General features: G+C 58.2%; 20 protein-coding genes and 1 pseudogene. 10 read left to right on the forward strand and 11 right to left on the reverse strand.

The genetic code is table 11. The annotated features are described in order from the left end of the window. Window positions 1–84 precede the first annotated feature (84 nt). The 3 genes from MMG91_RS26685 to MMG91_RS26695 form a co-directional block, all read right to left on the reverse strand. Window positions 85–1611 (reverse strand): SulP family inorganic anion transporter, encoded by a 1527-nt coding sequence (locus MMG91_RS26685; protein ID WP_310661214.1) that lies wholly within the window; start codon window positions 1609–1611, stop codon window positions 85–87. A 127-nt stretch (window positions 1612–1738) separates the two neighbouring features. Beyond that, the gene (locus tag MMG91_RS26690) at window positions 1739–2470 is read right to left on the reverse strand and encodes a carbonic anhydrase (protein WP_052963582.1); all 732 of its coding nucleotides are present in this window, start codon (window positions 2468–2470) and stop codon (window positions 1739–1741) included. 244 nt (window positions 2471–2714) lie between these two features. Continuing rightward, window positions 2715–3773, reverse strand: coding sequence for a PA0069 family radical SAM protein (locus MMG91_RS26695; protein WP_310661215.1), 1059 nt, complete (start codon window positions 3771–3773; stop codon window positions 2715–2717). A gap of 237 nt (window positions 3774–4010) precedes the next feature. On the opposite strand from MMG91_RS26695, the gene MMG91_RS26700 reads away from it, so the two are divergent. Next, entirely contained in the window at window positions 4011–4316 is a 306-nt protein-coding gene (locus MMG91_RS26700; RefSeq protein ID WP_019651194.1) for a hypothetical protein, read from the forward strand. Between the two features lie 176 nt (window positions 4317–4492). After that, entirely contained in the window at window positions 4493–5140 is a 648-nt protein-coding gene (locus MMG91_RS26705) for a dual specificity protein phosphatase family protein (protein WP_310661216.1), read from the forward strand. Window positions 5141–5186: 46 nt separating this feature from the next. On the opposite strand, the gene MMG91_RS26710 is transcribed toward MMG91_RS26705, so the two are convergent. Both MMG91_RS26710 and prlC read right to left on the reverse strand, forming a co-directional pair. After that, window positions 5187–5474 (reverse strand): YheV family putative zinc ribbon protein, encoded by a 288-nt coding sequence (locus tag MMG91_RS26710; protein ID WP_018927249.1) that lies wholly within the window; start codon window positions 5472–5474, stop codon window positions 5187–5189. Next, window positions 5471–7522: an oligopeptidase A gene (gene prlC, locus MMG91_RS26715; protein WP_310661217.1), complete on the reverse strand. Its 2052-nt coding sequence runs from the start codon at window positions 7520–7522 to the stop codon at window positions 5471–5473. The genes MMG91_RS26710 and prlC overlap by 4 nt, the downstream gene beginning before the upstream one ends. A gap of 101 nt (window positions 7523–7623) precedes the next feature. Between prlC and MMG91_RS26720 the strand changes: the two genes are divergently transcribed. Next, a complete protein-coding gene (locus MMG91_RS26720; protein ID WP_305447668.1) occupies window positions 7624–8169 on the forward strand; it encodes a gamma carbonic anhydrase family protein in 546 nt (181 codons plus the stop codon). Between the two features lie 47 nt (window positions 8170–8216). Beyond that, window positions 8217–8867: an HAD family hydrolase gene (locus MMG91_RS26725; protein WP_305447669.1), complete on the forward strand. Its 651-nt coding sequence runs from the start codon at window positions 8217–8219 to the stop codon at window positions 8865–8867. 38 nt (window positions 8868–8905) lie between these two features. Here MMG91_RS26725 and MMG91_RS26730 read toward each other — a convergent pair whose 3' ends face one another. Next, window positions 8906–9997, reverse strand: coding sequence for an aminopeptidase (locus MMG91_RS26730; protein WP_310661218.1), 1092 nt, complete (start codon window positions 9995–9997; stop codon window positions 8906–8908). A gap of 59 nt (window positions 9998–10056) precedes the next feature. Between MMG91_RS26730 and MMG91_RS26735 the strand changes: the two genes are divergently transcribed. After that, complete coding sequence (locus MMG91_RS26735) at window positions 10057–10473, forward strand: hypothetical protein (protein WP_310661219.1); 417 nt, start codon at window positions 10057–10059, stop codon at window positions 10471–10473. 41 nt (window positions 10474–10514) lie between these two features. Further along, a complete protein-coding gene (locus MMG91_RS26740; RefSeq protein WP_305447672.1) occupies window positions 10515–10934 on the forward strand; it encodes a hypothetical protein in 420 nt (139 codons plus the stop codon). A gap of 6 nt (window positions 10935–10940) precedes the next feature. On the opposite strand, the gene MMG91_RS26745 is transcribed toward MMG91_RS26740, so the two are convergent. Further along, window positions 10941–11174 carry a DUF1161 domain-containing protein gene (locus MMG91_RS26745; protein ID WP_310661220.1) on the reverse strand — a complete coding sequence of 78 codons (234 nt, stop codon included), beginning with the start codon at window positions 11172–11174 and terminating at the stop codon, window positions 10941–10943. Between the two features lie 170 nt (window positions 11175–11344). Next, entirely contained in the window at window positions 11345–11776 is a 432-nt protein-coding gene (locus MMG91_RS26750) for an OsmC family protein (protein ID WP_038980307.1), read from the reverse strand. Between the two features lie 238 nt (window positions 11777–12014). Between MMG91_RS26750 and MMG91_RS26755 the strand changes: the two are divergent. After that, window positions 12015–13023: pseudogene (locus tag MMG91_RS26755) on the forward strand (LLM class flavin-dependent oxidoreductase). Between the two features lie 64 nt (window positions 13024–13087). On the opposite strand, the gene MMG91_RS26760 reads toward MMG91_RS26755, so the two are convergent. Next, the gene (locus MMG91_RS26760) at window positions 13088–13312 is read right to left on the reverse strand and encodes a DUF1161 domain-containing protein (protein ID WP_310661221.1); all 225 of its coding nucleotides are present in this window, start codon (window positions 13310–13312) and stop codon (window positions 13088–13090) included. 129 nt (window positions 13313–13441) lie between these two features. After that, window positions 13442–13657: a dodecin gene (locus tag MMG91_RS26765; RefSeq protein WP_007902773.1), complete on the reverse strand. Its 216-nt coding sequence runs from the start codon at window positions 13655–13657 to the stop codon at window positions 13442–13444. A gap of 155 nt (window positions 13658–13812) precedes the next feature. Between MMG91_RS26765 and MMG91_RS26770 the strand changes: the two genes are divergently transcribed. Further along, a complete protein-coding gene (locus tag MMG91_RS26770; RefSeq protein ID WP_305424305.1) occupies window positions 13813–14139 on the forward strand; it encodes a YqjD family protein in 327 nt (108 codons plus the stop codon). Here MMG91_RS26770 and MMG91_RS26775 read toward each other — a convergent pair. Continuing rightward, on the reverse strand, window positions 14136–15029 hold the full coding sequence (locus tag MMG91_RS26775) for a LysR family transcriptional regulator (RefSeq protein ID WP_305447675.1): 894 nt from the start codon (window positions 15027–15029) through the stop codon (window positions 14136–14138). The two genes, MMG91_RS26770 and MMG91_RS26775, sit on opposite strands and share 4 nt — an antisense overlap. Before the next feature lie 112 nt (window positions 15030–15141). Here MMG91_RS26775 and trpB point away from each other — a divergent pair, with 112 nt between their 5' ends. Next, window positions 15142–16377 (forward strand): tryptophan synthase subunit beta, encoded by a 1236-nt coding sequence (gene trpB / locus MMG91_RS26780; RefSeq protein ID WP_305504034.1) that lies wholly within the window; start codon window positions 15142–15144, stop codon window positions 16375–16377. Beyond that, window positions 16377–17189, forward strand: coding sequence for a tryptophan synthase subunit alpha (gene trpA / locus MMG91_RS26785; RefSeq protein ID WP_258618676.1), 813 nt, complete (start codon window positions 16377–16379; stop codon window positions 17187–17189). Before trpB ends, trpA begins: the two co-directional genes overlap by 1 nt. Window positions 17190–17218 lie beyond the last annotated feature (29 nt).

A 17218-nucleotide genomic window follows, 5' to 3' on the forward strand; every position in this document is an offset into this window, starting at 1 on the left:
CTTGCTCGCGAAAGCGGCGGATCAGTCGACATTAATGTTGAATGATTGACCGCATTCGTGAGCAAGCCTGCGCCCACATTGTTTTTAAGCGGCTGAGCCTACTCCGGTTGTGGTACGTAACCGTCCTTCAAGCCTGCGCTTCAGCCCCCGTGCTTCGATTAACAACTTCGAACCCTTGGCCGCATTGGCCCGGCCCCACTCCTCAAGCAACTCCAGGCACGAGTGATCGATGTAGCTCAGGTTATTGAGCGGCACATGCACCGTTGCACCTGCAGGAATGCTCCCCAGCACTTGGGTCAGCGCCGGTACCTTGAGGAAGGTCGCCGCCCCCACCAGTCGCAGCTCCATCTCACCGTCCGCCGGCAGATCGATCAGGCTGATTTTCAGGCGCGAAGCCTTCCAGGCCAGTTTGGCCAGCGTCAGGCCGAAGCCAATCAGCACGCCGGTCAGCAGGTCGGTGAAGATGATCGCCAGTGCGGTCGCCGCATAGGTGAACATCGGCATCCGGCCATAACGGCCCAGGCCGCGAAAGGCCTTGAGGTCCACCAGTTTGAAACCGGTATAAACCAGAACCCCCGCCAGACTCGCCACCGGAATGCTTTGCAGCACGCTCGATAGCAGCAGCACGAAAGCCAGCAACCACAGGCCATGAAACACTGTCGACAGTCGGGTGGTGGCGCCGGCCTGGACGTTGGCCGAACTGCGCACGATCACCCCGGTCATCGGCAGCGCGCCGAGCAGACCGCACAACATATTGCCCACACCTTGCGCTGACAATTCGCGGTCGAAGTCCGAGCGCTGGCCGCTGTGCATGCGATCCACGGCGGCGGCCGAGAGCAGGGTTTCGGCGCTGGCGATAAAGGCCACGGCGAAAGCGGCGATCAGCAGAGCCGGGTCTGCGAGATTGAGCAGATCCGCCGGGCGCAGCCAGTCGATGGCTTCTGCCAGGTTGGCCGGGACTTCCACGCGTTTGACCTGCAATGCGAGCACCAGGCTAGCGACCGTTGCCAGGCCGACCCCCAGTAATGCTCCAGGAACGAAACGCAGGGAGTGCGGGCGCAGTTTTTCCCACAGCCACATCACGGCAATGGTCGACAACCCGAGCAAACCTGCTTGCCAGCCAAACGAAGGCAAAGCCTGAATCACTGCTGCGGGGAAAGCCGCCAGATTATCCAGCCCCGAAGGCTTGGGCACGGCATCGAGCATCACATGCACCTGTGACAGCACGATCAGTACCCCAATCCCGGCGAGCATGCCGTACACCACTGCCGGCGCCGTGACCCGAAACCAGCAACCCAGCTTCAAACGCCCGGCCACCAACTGCAGAAAACCCGCCAGCAGCAGGATCGGCCCGAGCATGGCGATACCATGCTGGCGCACCAGTTCGAACACCAATACCGCCAGACCCGCCGCCGGGCCGCTGACTTGCATCGGCGATCCGGCAAGCCAGCCAACCACCAGACCACCGATGATGCCGGTGATCAGACCTTTGGACGGTGGCAGCCCCGAGGCGATGGCGATACCCATGCACAAGGGCAGGGCGACCAGAAATACAACCACCGAAGCCAGCAGCTCCCGTGGCAGAACAGCTTTTAATTGAGCAGCACGCATGGTGACTCTCCCGAAGTTTTCTTCAGGCGTGGCAAAGCCAGGCTGCCTGATCAGCAGCCTCGGCTAAACCACACAGGGATCTGGTGTACTGTCTCGCAACTACTGCGAGACAGTACACAAAGAGGATTTAGAAGCGCGCTTTGGGCGTCGCCACCGGAATCGGATGGCTGCCATCAAGCGGCAGGAAACAACCCTGATCCGCGTCGTAAGCTTTGATTTCGCTGGTTTCGATGCTGTAGACCCAACCGTGGATGAACAGCTGTCCATTGGCTATGCGCGAGGCCACCGACGGGTGCGTGCGCAAATGCTGCAACTGAGCGATCACATTCTCCTCGGTGAGGATGTGCATGCTCTCGTTTTCGTCAGTGCAATGGCAGTTGTCCTGAACCATGGTTTTCGCCACTTCCGCATGACGCAGCCAGGCCTTTACCGTCGGCATCTTTTCCAGGCTTTGCGGGTTGAGCACTGCACGCATGGCGCCACAGTCAGAGTGCCCGCAGATAATGATGTGCTGCACGCCGAGCGCCAGCACTGCATATTCGATGGCCGTGGAAACACCGCCGTTCATTTGCCCATAAGGCGGCACGACGTTGCCGACATTACGGGTCACGAACAAGTCACCGGGGGCGCTTTGGGTAATCAGTTCGGGAACGATGCGTGAATCGGCGCACGCGATGAACATCGCCCGAGGCCGCTGGGCCGTGGCGAGTTTTTTGAAGAGTTCTTCCTGCTGCGGAAAGATCTCGTGATGAAAGTGCAAAAAGCCGTCAACGATATGCTGCAGCGCTGCATCGGCGGTTTCCGCCTCGGGTTGGGCTGAAGCCGACACAGCCAACGGCTGTTTATCCTTGTCACTCATGATTCATCCTCTTTGGCGGAGTCAGGGAGTTTTCCCGTTTTGTCCGATGTGAAGCCAGTGGCTGTTTAAAAAACATCCAGGTCGAAAAGCAAGACCCGTCAGTCACTCGATGAACAAGGTAGCTGTTGAAACTTAACTCAAACTGAATAAACCGCTCTAGAACGAGTGTTCCAGGTCGCAAAAAACGTGACCAGCCTCAACGCGGTGTATCGTTTTCTCAGCTCAACCATAGGGCCAATTGTCTTTAAATCAATGACATTTGGCGACCCGGCGGACAAAAGGCTTCGCAATTCAGATTGAAACCTTCCTGACTATTAAGCCCCAGGCGCTTGATGGCTTTGGTAAAGCGTTGCGCCAACAGGTCGGCAAACGGCCCTTCACCGCGCATTCGCGCGCCAAACCGGCTGTCGTAGAGCTCGCCTCCACGGCTTTGGCGGATCAGGCTCAACACATGAGCTGCACGCTGAGGGTAGTGGGCGGCCAGCCACTCTTCGAACAGCGGCGCCACTTCCAGCGGCAGGCGCAACATCATGTAGGCCGCACTTTGCGCGCCGGCCGCATGGGCTTCGGTCAACAGCCTTTCGAGTTCGCTGTCATTGATCATCGGAATCATTGGTGAACACAAAACGCCCACCGGAATACCGGCTTCGCGCATTACCCGGATCGCTCGCAGCCGTGCCTTGGGTGCTGCGGCGCGAGGTTCGAGGGTTCGTTTGAGTTCGTCATCCAGCGTGGTGAGGCTGATCATCACCGCTACCAGCCTTTGCTCGGCGAGTTCGGCCAGCAGGTCCAGATCGCGAAGAATCAGCGAGCCCTTGGTGATGATGGTCACCGGGTGGCGGTAGCGCAGCAGCACTTCCAGGGTTTTGCGGGTGATTCTGTGTTCACGCTCGATCGGTTGATAAGGGTCGGTGTTGGAACCCAGATTGATCGGCGCGCATTGATAGCCGCGCTTGGACAGTTGTTCTTCCAGCACGTCGGCGGCGTTGGTCTTGGCGATCAGTTTGGTTTCGAAATCCAGCCCCGGTGACAGGTCCCAATAGGCGTGGCTGGGCCGTGCGTAGCAATAGATGCAGCCGTGTTCGCAACCGCGATAAGGATTGATCGAGCGGTCGAAGGGTAAATCCGGCGAATTGTTGCGGGTGATGATGGTTTTCGCGGTCTCGATGCGCACCTCGGTGCCTTGGGTTATCGGCGCTTCCTGATACCAGCCGTCATCCTCGGCCACCGAGCGGTTAGGCGCGAAACGGTTGTGCGGGTTGGTGGCGGTGCCGCGACCGCGGGGTGGCAGAGGCGTGTTCATCGAAAAGGTCCAATAGCTGTATGTGTATACAGTATCTGAGGGGCGAGCAACAAACCAGTGCCGTTCGGCAGCTTTATATACGAGACAACAGTAATAAATTAATGAGTAATTACTGGATCAAGTGCGTCCCGAACAGTCATCACCAGAAACAGATGCCCAGTGGCGCGATTATAAAAACTGACAGTACTATCCCGTCACACGAAGTTGTCGTGGATTAATAATTAAAAGGATTTAATCATGTCATTTTTTAACCAGCGCGGTATTTTTTTACAACTATTGGCTCCAAGCATAACCAATCCTCGCGAAGCACAAGTATCGATGCAGCTTGCCCGTAAAGAGTTGGGATGGGATGCGGTAAATGAAGTACAGACAGAAGCACTAGTTGATTCCGTCTATGTGACAGCGGTTTCCAGCGATGGTGGCCAGTCCTTCACGATCAAGACCATTAACAGCGATGTAGACGGTGATGGCGACATCGATGGTGACGACAAGGCTAAACTGCTGGCCCTGGCCAAGGCTTATTCCAGTATCGTAAATCCCTGAAGTTGATAGTTGCGGCCAAGCCTGCATGAGACTACTTGCAGGCTTGGCTTTATAGGCTTCTATTAACTCCATCCGAATGTTTGATTCACAATTCTTTGACAGCGTCCTCACAGACCTTTGATTGTCCAACGCTCAGACTGTCGGTCATTTATTCACCACCTCACGGTCACCTGAGCATGTCTCCACTGTGCCTTTTACCCGCGACACTTCTCTTGTCGTTGGCCTCACTTTTCAACCTGACGCTTGCCTATGCTGACGATACTGCTTTACCCCGTTCTGCAGAATGGGCTCAACTGGTGGAGGCGAAATACAACCTCTTTCAAATGTCTCCGACGCTGTACCGCAGCGCATTGCCCGATCGCGGAGCGGTAGCGCTATTGGAAAAACTCAAGGTCGACACCGTTATCAACTTCCTGCCAGAGGCGGATTCAACCTGGTTGTCCACGCCAGGTATCACCCAAATACAGCTGCCCTACCGCACCAATCACGTGGATGACAGTGATGTACTCAAGGCCCTTCGCACAATTCAGACCGCCGAGGCCAAAGGCCCTGTGTTTATGCACTGTAAACACGGCTCGGATCGTACCGGCCTGATGGCCGCGATGTACCGGGTGGTAGTACAAGGCTGGAGCAAAGAAGATGCCTTGAACGAAATGACTCAGGGCGGCTTTGGTGACAGCACCCATTTCAAGGACGGTGTGCGTTACATGATGCAGGCCGATGTCGACAAACTTCGTACGGCGCTGGCCAATGGTGATTGCAGCACGAGCCCATTTGCCAGTTGCTCGATGAAGAACTGGTTCAAATCGGCCCATGTCCAGTAGCTAATACCTCCCACTGCAGGGCGCAGTGGAAGGTGGTTGCCAGCACTCAGTGTTGCTCGTCTGGCTTCTTCTTCAACTTCGGGTTCGGGAAAAACTGCACCGCCTGGACCTTGGCGTCCGGTACCTTGAGTGCCGAGGTATTGACCCGCGTGCCCAATTCCTTGGGTACCGACAGACCTTGTTCATTCAGCGTGTCGGAATAACCGCATGCCACGCACTCGCGATGCGGAACTGTGTCTTCGTTCCACATCATCAACTTATCCGGCTCGCTGCAGGCCGGGCAGACCGCCCCGGCGATAAAGCGTTTTTTGGTAATCACAGGTCCCTCACTCATGCTGCCGCGTCCTCACTCAGGCCGCTGTGGCGCAAGAGTGCGTCAATCGATGGCGCACGGCCACGGAAGTCGACGAACAGCACCATTGGCTCTTGGGAACCACCCCGCGCCAGGATTGCTTCACGGAACGCGCGACCGGTCTCGGCATTGAGCACGCCGTCTTCTTCGAATTTCGAGAAGGCATCGGCCGACAATACTTCAGCCCATTTATAGCTGTAGTAACCCGCCGCGTAACCACCGGCGAAGATGTGAGCGAAGCTGTTGGGGAAGCGGTTGTAGGCCGGCGGACGCATGACCGAGACCTCGTCGCGCACGCCTTCGAGCACTTGCAGCACGCTGCGACCGTCACCGTGGGTGGCATGCAATTCGAAGTCGAACAGCGAGAACTCCAGTTGACGGGCCATCATCAGGCCGGACTGGAAGTTCTTCGCCGCGAGCATTTTCTCCAGCAGATCCTGAGGCAACGGTTCGCCGGTTTCATAGTGACCGGAAATCAGCGCCAGACCTTCCGGCTCCCAGCACCAGTTTTCCATGAACTGGCTTGGCAGCTCGACCGCATCCCAAGCCACGCCATTGATGCCGGACACGCCAGCATGCTCGACGCGGGTCAGCAGGTGATGCAGGCCATGACCGAATTCGTGGAACAGGGTGGTCACTTCGTCGTGGGTCAGCAGGGCCGGCTTACCACTGTCGGCCGGGGTGAAGTTGCACACCAGATTCGCCACCGGGCTTTGCAGCACGCCATTGATCGTACGGCGATGATCGCGGGCGCCGTCCATCCAGGCACCGCCGCGCTTGTTGGCGCGGGCATACAGGTCGAAGAAGAAACGACCGACGTGCTGGCCGTTTTCCTTGATTTCGAACAGGCGGACGTCCGGGTGCCAGGTGTCGAAGCCTTTCAGCTCGGCGATCTCGATGCCGTACAGGCGCTGGACGATGCTGAACAGCCCACCCAAAACCTTGTCGATCGGGAAGTAAGCGCGAAGGGTTTCCTGGGCAACGCTATAACGCTGTTCGCGCAGTTTTTCACCGTAAAAACCGCTGTCCCAGCTTTGCAGATCCGCGCAACCCTGTTCGGCGGCATAGGCCTTGAGTTGCTCCAGATCCTGGATGGCGAACGGCTTGCTGCGCTTGGCCAGGTCACGCAGGAAACTCAGCACCTGATCGTTGGACTCGGCCATTTTGGTAGCCAGGCTCAGCTCCGAGAAGCTGGCGAAGCCCAACAGTTTTGCCAGTTCCTGACGCAGGTCGAGGATTTCTTCCATGACCGGGCCGTTGTCATTCTGACCGGCATTCGGGCCTTGGTCCGACGCGCGGGTGCAGTAGGCGGCGTAGACTTCTTCACGCAGGGTGCGGTCCTGGGCGTAGGTCATCACCGCGTAGTAACTCGGGAATTCCAGGGTGATCAGCCAGCCGTCCAGGTCTTTGGCTTGCGCGGCGGCGGCCATTTGCGCCTTGGCCGAATCGGTCAGACCGGCGAGGGCGGCTTCGTCGGTGATGTGTTTGGTCCAGGCCTGGGTGGCGTCGAGCAACTGGTTGGAGAAGCGACTGCCCAGCTCCGACAGTTTGCTCTGCACGTCGGCGTAACGTTTTTGTTCGGCTTCGGGCAGGTCGATACCCGACAGGCGGAAGTCACGCAGGGCGTGCTCCAGGATGGTTTTCTGCGCCACGTCGAAACCGGCGGCCTCGGGACTGTTGGCCAGCGCTTCATAGGCCTGGAACAGTTCACGGTTCTGGCCCAGCTCGGTGGCGTAGGCGCTCAGGGCCGGCAGGCAGGACTCGTAGGCCTCGCGCAACTCAGCGCTGTTGCACACGGCATTGAGGTGGCTGGCCGGGCTCCAGGCGGCGCCCAGACGATCGTTGAGTTCGTCCATCGCCAGCACCAGGCCGGCCCAGGTCGGTTGTTTGCCCTGGGTCTTGAGGATTTCGACAATGGCGGCGCGGTTGTCAGCCAGGATCTTTTCAATGGCCGGTTGCACGTGTTCGGCACGGATCGCCGAGAACGGCGGCAGGTCGTAGGACTGCAGAAGAGGGTTGTTCACGCTCACGGTTGGCACCTTGGCTGGAAAACATGCGGGAAGAAACATGCGCCCATCTTAATTACAATCGACGCTCACCGCAGCTATCGGCAACAGAGAGAAACCCTATCGTGACCCTTCGCAAGTATCAGAATCACACGCCACTGCTGGGTAAAGGCGCCTTTATCGACGGCTCGGCGGTGGTGATTGGCGACGTCGAAATCGGCGAAGACAGCTCCGTCTGGCCACTGACGGTGATCCGCGGTGACATGCACCGCATCCGAATCGGTGCGCGCACCAGCGTGCAGGACGGCTGCGTATTGCACATTACTCACGCCGGGCCATTCAACCCCGATGGCTTTCCATTACTGATCGGTGACGATGTGACCATCGCGCATAAAGTCATGCTGCATGGTTGCGCCGTGGGCAACCGGATTCTGATCGGCATGGGCAGCATCGTCATGGACGGTGCGGTGGTCGAGGATGATGTGATTATCGGTGCCGGTAGCCTGGTGCCACCGGGCAAGCGCCTGGAAAGCGGTTTCCTCTATGTCGGCAGCCCGGTGAAACAGATCCGGCCGCTGACCGACAAGGAAAAAGCCTTTTTCACCTACAGCGCGGCGAACTACGTGAAGCTCAAGGATCTGCATCTGGCCGAAGGCTACGACCAGCTCTAAGCCTTCTTTGAATACGGTAAGCGTCTCGCTATTGCCCAGGAATTTTCATGCATTACCAAACCGTACTGTTCGACCTCGATGGCACGTTGACCGACCCGCGCGAAGGCATCACCCGCTCCATCCAGTTCGCCCTGGGCAAATTGGGCATCGATGAGCCGGACCTGACCAGGCTTGAGCACTTCATCGGCCCGCCGTTATTGCAGGCGTTCATGCAGTTCTACGACTTCGACGAGCCCAAGGCCTGGGAAGCGGTGAACTTCTATCGCGAGCGCTTCAAGGTCACCGGCCTGTATGAAAACCGCGTGTTCGACGGCGTCACGCCGCTGCTGGAAACCCTCGGTGGGCAAGGACGACAGCTGTACATCGCGACTTCCAAACCATGGGTTTTCGCCCGGGAAATCGCCCGGCACTTCGACTTCGCCAGGCATTTCAAGGTGATTTACGGCAGTGAGCTGGATGGCACGCGGACCAACAAAGTCGAGCTGATTGCGCATTTGATGGCCGAAGAAGGCCTGGACCCGGCCAATACCCTGATGATCGGCGACCGCAAACACGACCTGATCGGCGCTCGCAGCAATGGGCTGGACGCGGCGGCGGTGGGTTATGGGTTTGGCAGCCGCGAAGAGTTGAGCGCCGAAGCACCGGCGTATCACTTCGAGACGCTGGATGAGTTGCATCAGGCGTTTTTGCAGCGCTGATCAAATCCCTTCGCGGGCAAGCCCGCGAAGGGGCCCGTTCAGCCACCGGAATTCGCTGATCCTGCCAACGCCCTCAACGCCGCCTTGCGCTCCCCAACCGGCAACGCGCCCACCTTCTCCACTGCCGCATAAAACCTCACCCAATCACCAGCGACCTGCCTGAACAGTGCGGTAAACGCTGGCACCCATTGGTCATACAAACCAAACGGCAACAGCCGGGCATTGTTCATTGGGGTGTTGATCCAGGCGTCGTAGCGTTTGTTCCCGGCCCATTGGCTGTCGCGTAGCGTCCGGTATTCACGGCGCAATTGTTCGAACTCTGCCGCTTTCCGTTCACGCATTTGCTCGGCAGGCAGTGGCAGGGCGTAAAGCCGCTCCAGCCTCTGGCGGGTGTCCAGAACCAATTGAATGAACTGATCACGTTGCTGCTCCAAGGCTCCATTATCCGGCGGCAGGCCGCGGAATGCGCGCCATTGGCGAGTGCCTTCCTGTTCGACGAACGTGGCGAAGGACTCGTTGAACTCGGTGTCGTCTTTCACATAAAAACGTTGGTGCGCGAGTTCGTGGAATATCAGCGTGGCCAACCGTTCGTCGCCCCACGCCATCATCGAGCTAATAATCGGATCGTTGAACCAACCGAGCGTCGAATAGGCCTCGACGCCGCCAATCGACACGTCCATACCTTGCAGTCGTTGCAACGCGGCCTCTCCGCGGGCAGCGCTCTGGCTGTAATACCCGCGATAGGCGACGCAGCCGGCGACGGGGAAGCAATGGTTTTGCGGCTTCAGCGAAAACTCCGGTGTGGCAAAGACGTTCCAGACTACAAACGGTCGGCCGATGTCGGCGTACAGGCGGTAGCTCTGGTTGTCCGGCAGGTGCAGATGTTGGCTGGCGAATGCCCGGGCCTTTTGTGATTGGGCCAAATGCGCGCGCAACTGCTGATCGCGGCCGGGATCGGCAATCACACTGGAAACCGGCTCCCGTGCCCGCAGCAAGTGCAACTGACCACTGGCCAATTGGCCGTAATAGCTGATGCTGGCGCAGCCATTGAGTAACAAAAGAAACACACCCGGAAACAAAATGCGTAAAACGCGATCAAGTAACCCAAGGCTTGGACGCGGCCTGATCAAAATAAAAACATCCCTGGAAAGTCTGCCCGCAAGACTATCCCGCCTATTGGAGCTCCGCTATGCGCAAGTTGATGCTGACAGGAGGCCTGCTGATGCTGGCCGGTTGTGCCGGATTGCCCACTCCTGATCCTTCGCAGGCGTGGATCGATCTGGATTCACGGCAGGAAGACACCGCGCTGCAAGCGGTGGAAGTCGACGACAAGGCTTCCATCGATAAGCGCTACTTCGAGGTTCAGCCCGGTAGCCATGAGCTGACGGTTCGCTACATGTTCGCGGTCCAGCCGACCAACATTGGCCCCGACGCCGAGCCGCTGTGGCGCGACTGCCAGCTGAATGTGAAATTCAAGGACTTCAACGCCGGTCAGCGGTATCAGCTGCAAGCAGGGAATATCGGCTTTCGGCCATGGGCAAAACTCTACGATCAACAGCGCAAAGTGATTGGACAGGGCACACCGGCAGGCTGCCAACGTACCTGATTCGGCGCTATGCTGAATTATCGGTCCTTGAGAAATTCATCATGCACAGGTTGTTGCTGTTGCTCGCTGCAGGCGCCTTTGTCGGTTGCACGAGTCCGTTGCCGGCGGTTGATCCGCAGATGGCCTGGGTCGACTTCGCTACGCCCAGCCCCGGCGGGAAACTGCTGATGGCCGAACGGCTGGACAACCAGCGGTTGAGCGACGGGCGTTATTTCCAGGTCACCCCGGGAAGCCATGAGCTGAGAGTACGTTTCGATTTTGAAGTGTTTGGTGGTGGCCCGGGCTTAATGAATGCTCCGCTGGAGCGGCTGTGCTACCTGACCATCAACTACGACCATTTCGAGGCGGGCCAGCGTTACCTGCTGGAAGCGCGTTCTATCGCGTTCACCCCCAGTGCCCGGCTCTACAACGCCAAGCGGGAAATTGTCGCCGAAGATCGGCTGACTAACTGCGTCATGTAAGACGAATCAACGGTCATTTTTTTGGTAGATGATTTTCTTGGTGCCGCCGTCGCATGAGCCGACGACCATGTTCTGATCGTGAACTTCGTCGTTGGTGACAATTTCCAGGGTGTAGGACGAGACGTTATTGGCCTGGATCTTGGCTTCGATCTCGGCCTTGAGTTCCTCACAGGATTTCGGTGCCGCGAGGACCGATGTGGCCAGCGTGCAACAGATAACCGCCAAGGCAAAACGTTTCATGGTTGAAGCTCCCTTGAGGCAGCGCGCACGGTGATGCGCTAAGGCTGCTGTCATTTATTCGACCACAGTTTCGCCATTCAGGTTGTGTTTCAGGGCAAAAAAGACCGCAACCTGCGCAAGGGAGCCCGCGAAGGCTGCGATCTTTTACCAGCTAGCGTATCAACCCATTATCAGCTGACCAACGTCGCATCCAGGCTGATTTTCGCATTCAGCACTTTGGACACCGGGCAGCCTTCTTTGGCCTTGTTGCTCAGTTCCTCGAATTGCGCTTGGGTCGCTCCGGGGATTTTCGCCTTGAGAATCAGTTTTACCGCTGTGATTGCGAAGCCACCGTCTACCTGGTCCAGGGTAACTTCGGCATTGGTGTCGATACTGTCGGCCTTAAGGTTGGCCTCGCCGAGAATCATTGAAAACGCCATGGAGAAACAGCCTGCGTGAGCCGCGCCAATCAGCTCTTCCGGATTGGTGCCTTTACCCCCTTCGAAACGGGCCTTGAAGCCGTAGGGCGCTTCTCTGAGGACGCCGGTTTCCGTGGAAATCGAGCCGATACCGGTTTTCAGATCACCTTCCCAATGAGCCGATGCTTTCTTTGTGATAGCCATGTCTGCCTCCTCAAGATCCGGCGCGAAACGTCGCGCCTTCGTGGTTTTCGGTTACCAGGGTTCTGAGGATAGACCGTCCGGCAAAGTTCACCTCATCTGATCGGTCCTCTAATCGTGTAGGAATTTTGTCTCTCCTATTGAAACTCGGGTATATGCCCTCATTGCATAGAACACACTTATAGACTCGGCAGGTTTTCGTTCGTGAAAAAACCTGCTTACCCATTGGAGAAGCAGGTTTATGAAACGACTGTCCGATATCAAGTTCTCGACCCTCGACCCTCGACCTGGTGCCCGTGCGGGAGAACGGCAGTGCGGCCCAGTCCCTGCACAATTCCCTGGACCTGGCGCAGCACGTCGAAAAATTCGGCTATAACCGCTTTTGGGTCGCCGAACACCACAACATGGACGGGATTGCCAGTTCGGCGACCTCGGTCCTGCTGGGCTACTTGGCCGGTGGCACTTCGACCATTCGTGTCGGTTCGGGTGGCGTGATGTTGCCCAACCACGCGCCGCTGGTGATCGCCGAGCAGTTCGGCACCCTTGAAAGTCTGTATCCGGGCCGGATCGATCTGGGCTTGGGTCGCGCCCCTGGCTCCGATCAGATGACCGCCCGCGCCTTGCGTCGTGAGCGCTCCGGCAGCGCCGACGACTTCCCGGAAGACGTGACTGAACTGATGCGCTACCTCGGCCCACGCACGCCGGACCAGCGGATCATTGCCATGCCGGGTACCGGCACCAACGTCCCGATCTGGTTGCTGGGTTCGAGCTTGTTCAGTGCTCAGCTGGCCGGTGAGCGCGGTTTGCCCTACGCATTCGCCTCACATTTCGCACCGCGATTCATGCACGAGGCGATTCGCGTTTACCGCAACCACTTCAAGCCTTCAGCGGTTTTGGATAAGCCTTACGTGATGCTCGGCGTGCCGTTGGTGGCAGCGGATACTGATGAGCAGGCCGATTACCTGGCCACTTCGGTCTACCAGCGGATTCTCGCGTTGATGCGTGGCCAGAGTCTGGTTCAGCGTCCACCCGTGAAGACCATGGACGGCCTCTGGTTGCCCCATGAGAAAGAAGCGGTTGGTGATTTCCTGGGCCTGGCCATGGTCGGCAGCCCGCAGAAAATCCGCGCCAAGCTGGAAGTGCTGATCGAGCAGACTCAGGCAGATGAGCTGATTTTTACCTGTGACCTGTACGAACATGCTGATCGCGTGCACTCCTATGAACTGCTGGCGCAGGTCATGAAGGGCTGATGCTTAAGCGGCATCCACAAAAAAGCCGACGCCATTGCGTCGGCTTTTTCATTTTTGAGGGAAGTCAGCCTTGCTTGTAAACGATTACCTTGGAGCCCTTCTCACATTTTCCGATGACTTTTCCGTCAGCAGCAGCGCCTTTGTCGACGATCTCCAGCGAGTAATTGGAAACACCCTTGGCATCCAGTTTCGCTGCGATTTCGGCTTTCAGCTCGTCGCACGACTTGCCCTGGGCAAAGGCTGTTCCCGCAAGGCTCAACAAACCTATCGCCAAAATAAACTTCTTCATGGGTTGCACTCCCTGGTCGGATCAATAGGTGAGGGCATCCTGCCATTAGCCGGGCGCACTCACCACTTAGCGCTTCGCCATTCCCTATGGCAGTCGGCCGGCGCGCAAGTTCAGAAGACTAGCTTAAGCTCAGCTACTGGCAATCCGGAATCCGACTTTGAGCGTCACCTGAAAGTGTGCCGCTTTGCCGTCCTTGATGTGCCCACGGGTTTCGGTCACTTCAAACCACTCCATGTACTTGAGGCTTTTGTTGGCTTCGGCCAGGGCATTGTTGATGGCGTCTTCAATGCTGGTAGTGGATGAGCCAACCAGCTCGACTTTCTTGTAGGTGTGATGATCAGTCATGGCGTTCTCCTAAGGATGTGAAATACAGCCTAGCAGTGATTTTTCTTATTTCTTCTGTCGACTAATGGGGGGCAAGTTCAGATTTACTGCACTTTCTCGAACTCTTGAAGTCCCAACCAACACACGCCACTCATCAACAATGCAGGAGAGCCACCATGGCCAATACCTCGTTACGCAAAGCCTCATTGCAAAGCATGGAAGCCGAGATCGAGAGTCTGCTGAAATCGTTGGAAAGCCTGAAGGACGACGCCTCGGACGAGTCGCGTAAAACCCTTAAAACACTGAAAAGCAACGCCGAGAATGCGCTGAAACATTCGCGCCATCTGCTCGCCGATGCCTATGAAGAGGTAAAGGTCAAAACCCGCGAAACCGGGATTGCGACGCGTGATTACGCTCAGGAACACCCTTGGACTACCGCCGGCGTCGCCGTTGGTGCGTTGGGCCTGCTCGCGGCCTATCTGCTGTGCAAGCGCGGTAATTAAGAGGTCTGGTGCAGTTCGTTTTTAAGCCACTGCGCCAATTGCCGAGCGCGCCCGTCCGCGGCGCGCTTGGGTAGCCACAACGCCAGTTGCGCCGGGGTTTCACAAAAGCCCCATGGCGCAACCAGGCGACCGGCTTTCAAGTCCTCGGCCACCAGCGGCTCGGGCGCGATGGCCACACCCAGCCCGGCCACTGCTGCCTCCAGCAAATAATACAAATGCTCGAAACTCTGACCGTACTTCAACGCCTTGGCGTCGAGGCCGCTTTGCTGTGCCCAACTCGGCCAGGCTTGCGGACGTGAGGTGGTGTGCAGCAAGGGTTCGGTCAACAGTGCGTTTGCCGGTGCGTTCTGCAGCCTTTCGTAGCCGAGGAATCGTGGGCTCATGACTGGCCCGATGCGTTCGCTGGCCAGTTCATAAACTTGCATGTCCGCCGGCCATGGCGGCTCGGCAAACACCAGCAAGGCATCCAGGCCGGGCCGCCGAGGGTCGAGATCGCCTTCGCCAGCCGACAGGTGCAAGCGCAGATCCGGCAAGTCCGCATTGAGTCGCCCCAAACGCGGAATGAACCAGCGCGCCAGCAGGCTGCCCGAACAGCCGAGCACGAACGGCGCATCGGCGGTGCTTTGGGTCAATTCGGCGCAAACGCTGCGCAGTCGCTCGAAGGCTTCACCGCTGACATCGCGCAAACGGACACCGGCATCTGTGAGTTTAAGGCCACGTCCATCCTTGATGAACAGACTCACGCCGAGGTGTTCTTCCAGCACCTTGAGTTGTCGGCTGACCGCGCCATGAGTGACATGTAGCTGTTCGGCGGCCTGACTGACGCTGTTCAGGCGGGCAGTGGCTTCGAAGGCGCGAAGGGCGTTCAGCGGAGGAAGGTCGTGGCTCATGGAATCTGTGAGTTTTCCTGACAGGTTGCGGCGATCTTATCGGTTTTCAGTGCGGGATGTCAGGGGTAGAGTGAACCCCATCGTCACCTCTCGAATACCACTGGAGCGACTCATGACCCAGACTAATCTGCGCAACGGCCCCGACGCCAACGGCCTGTTTGGCGCGTTCGGCGGCCGCTACGTCGCCGAAACCCTGATGCCGTTGATCCTCGATCTGGCCCGCGAATACGAAGCGGCCAAGGAAGATCCGGCGTTCAAAGAAGAATTGGCCTACTTCCAGCGTGATTACGTCGGACGTCCAAGCCCACTGTATTTCGCCGAGCGTCTGACAGAGTTCTGTGGCGGCGCGAAGATTTATCTCAAACGCGAAGAGCTGAACCACACTGGCGCGCACAAGATCAACAACTGCATCGGCCAGATCCTGCTGGCGCGGCGTATGGGCAAGAAGCGCATCATCGCTGAGACCGGCGCTGGCATGCACGGCGTGGCGACCGCCACCGTGGCCGCGCGTTTCGGCCTCGATTGCGTGATCTACATGGGCACCACTGACATCGAACGTCAGCAAGCCAATGTGTTCCGCATGAAGCTGCTGGGTGCCGAAGTGATCCCGGTGGTCGCTGGCACTGGCACCCTCAAAGACGCAATGAACGAAGCCCTGCGTGACTGGGTGACCAACGTCGACAGCACCTTCTACCTGATTGGCACTGTGGCCGGCCCACACCCTTACCCTGCCATGGTTCGCGACTTCCAGGCGGTCATCGGCAAGGAAACCCGCGAGCAGTTGCAAGCCCAGGAAGGCCGTCTGCCGGACAGTCTGGTGGCGTGCATCGGTGGTGGTTCCAATGCCATGGGCCTGTTCCACCCGTTCCTCGATGACAAGAGCGTCGAGATCATCGGCGTCGAAGCCGCCGGTTACGGCATCGAAACCGGCAAGCATGCGGCCAGCCTGAACGGCGGTGTACCGGGCGTGCTGCACGGCAACCGTACTTTCCTGTTGCAGGACGATGACGGCCAGATCATCGACGCTCACTCGATTTCCGCCGGCCTCGACTATCCGGGCATCGGCCCGGAACACGCTTGGTTGCATGACATCGGCCGCGTCCAGTACACCTCGGTGACCGACGACGAAGCCCTCGACGCGTTCCACAAATGCTGCCGTCTGGAAGGGATTATTCCTGCACTGGAAAGCGCCCATGCCCTGGCTGAAGTGTTCAAACGCGCACCAGCGCTGCCGAAAGATCACTTGATGGTGGTCAACCTGTCCGGCCGTGGCGATAAAGACATGCAGACCGTGATGCACCACATGGAACACTCTCAACAAGAGCAATCCAAGCAGGAGAAACACTGATGAGCCGCCTGCAAACGCGTTTTGCCGAACTCAAGGAACAGAACCGCGCCGCCCTGGTGACCTTCGTGACCGCGGGCGACCCGAGCTACGACACCTCTCTGGCAATCCTCAAAGGCTTGCCAGGAGCGGGCGCCGACGTGATCGAGCTGGGCATGCCTTTCACCGATCCGATGGCCGATGGCCCGGCGATTCAACTGGCGAACATTCGTGCCTTGGGCGCCAAACAGAACCTGGCGAAAACCCTGCAAATGGTTCGCGAGTTCCGCGAAGGCAATAGCGAAACGCCGTTGGTGCTGATGGGTTACTTCAACCCGATTCACATGTACGGCGTGCCGCGTTTCATCGCTGAAGCCAAAGAGGCCGGTGTCGATGGCCTGATCGTGGTCGACATGCCGCCCGAGCATAACGCCGAGCTATGCGACCCGGCACAGGCGGCGGGCCTGGACTTCATCCGTCTGACCACTCCGACGACTGATGATGTGCGTTTGCCGACGGTATTGAACGGCAGTTCCGGCTTTGTTTACTACGTGTCGGTGGCGGGCGTGACAGGTGCGGGCGCGGCGACTCTGGAACATGTCGAAGAAGCCGTCACTCGTCTGCGTCGCCATACCGATCTGCCGATCAGCATCGGTTTTGGTATCCGCACACCGGAGCAAGCGGCGTCCATCGCGCGTCTGGCTGATGGTGTGGTAGTGGGGTCGGCGTTGATTGATCACATCGCCAATGCCTCGACGCCGGATCAGGCTGTGGAGGGCGTACTCAGCCTGTGCGCGGCCTTGTCCGACGGCGTGCGTAAAGCGCGGGTCAGCTGAAGGTAAAGTTCTTGATACAGAGGAATTAG

Origin of the sequence: Pseudomonas sp. JL3 (assembly GCF_031570575.1) — a bacterium.
GTDB classification, from domain to species: Bacteria; Pseudomonadota; Gammaproteobacteria; order Pseudomonadales; family Pseudomonadaceae; genus Aquipseudomonas; species Aquipseudomonas cucumis.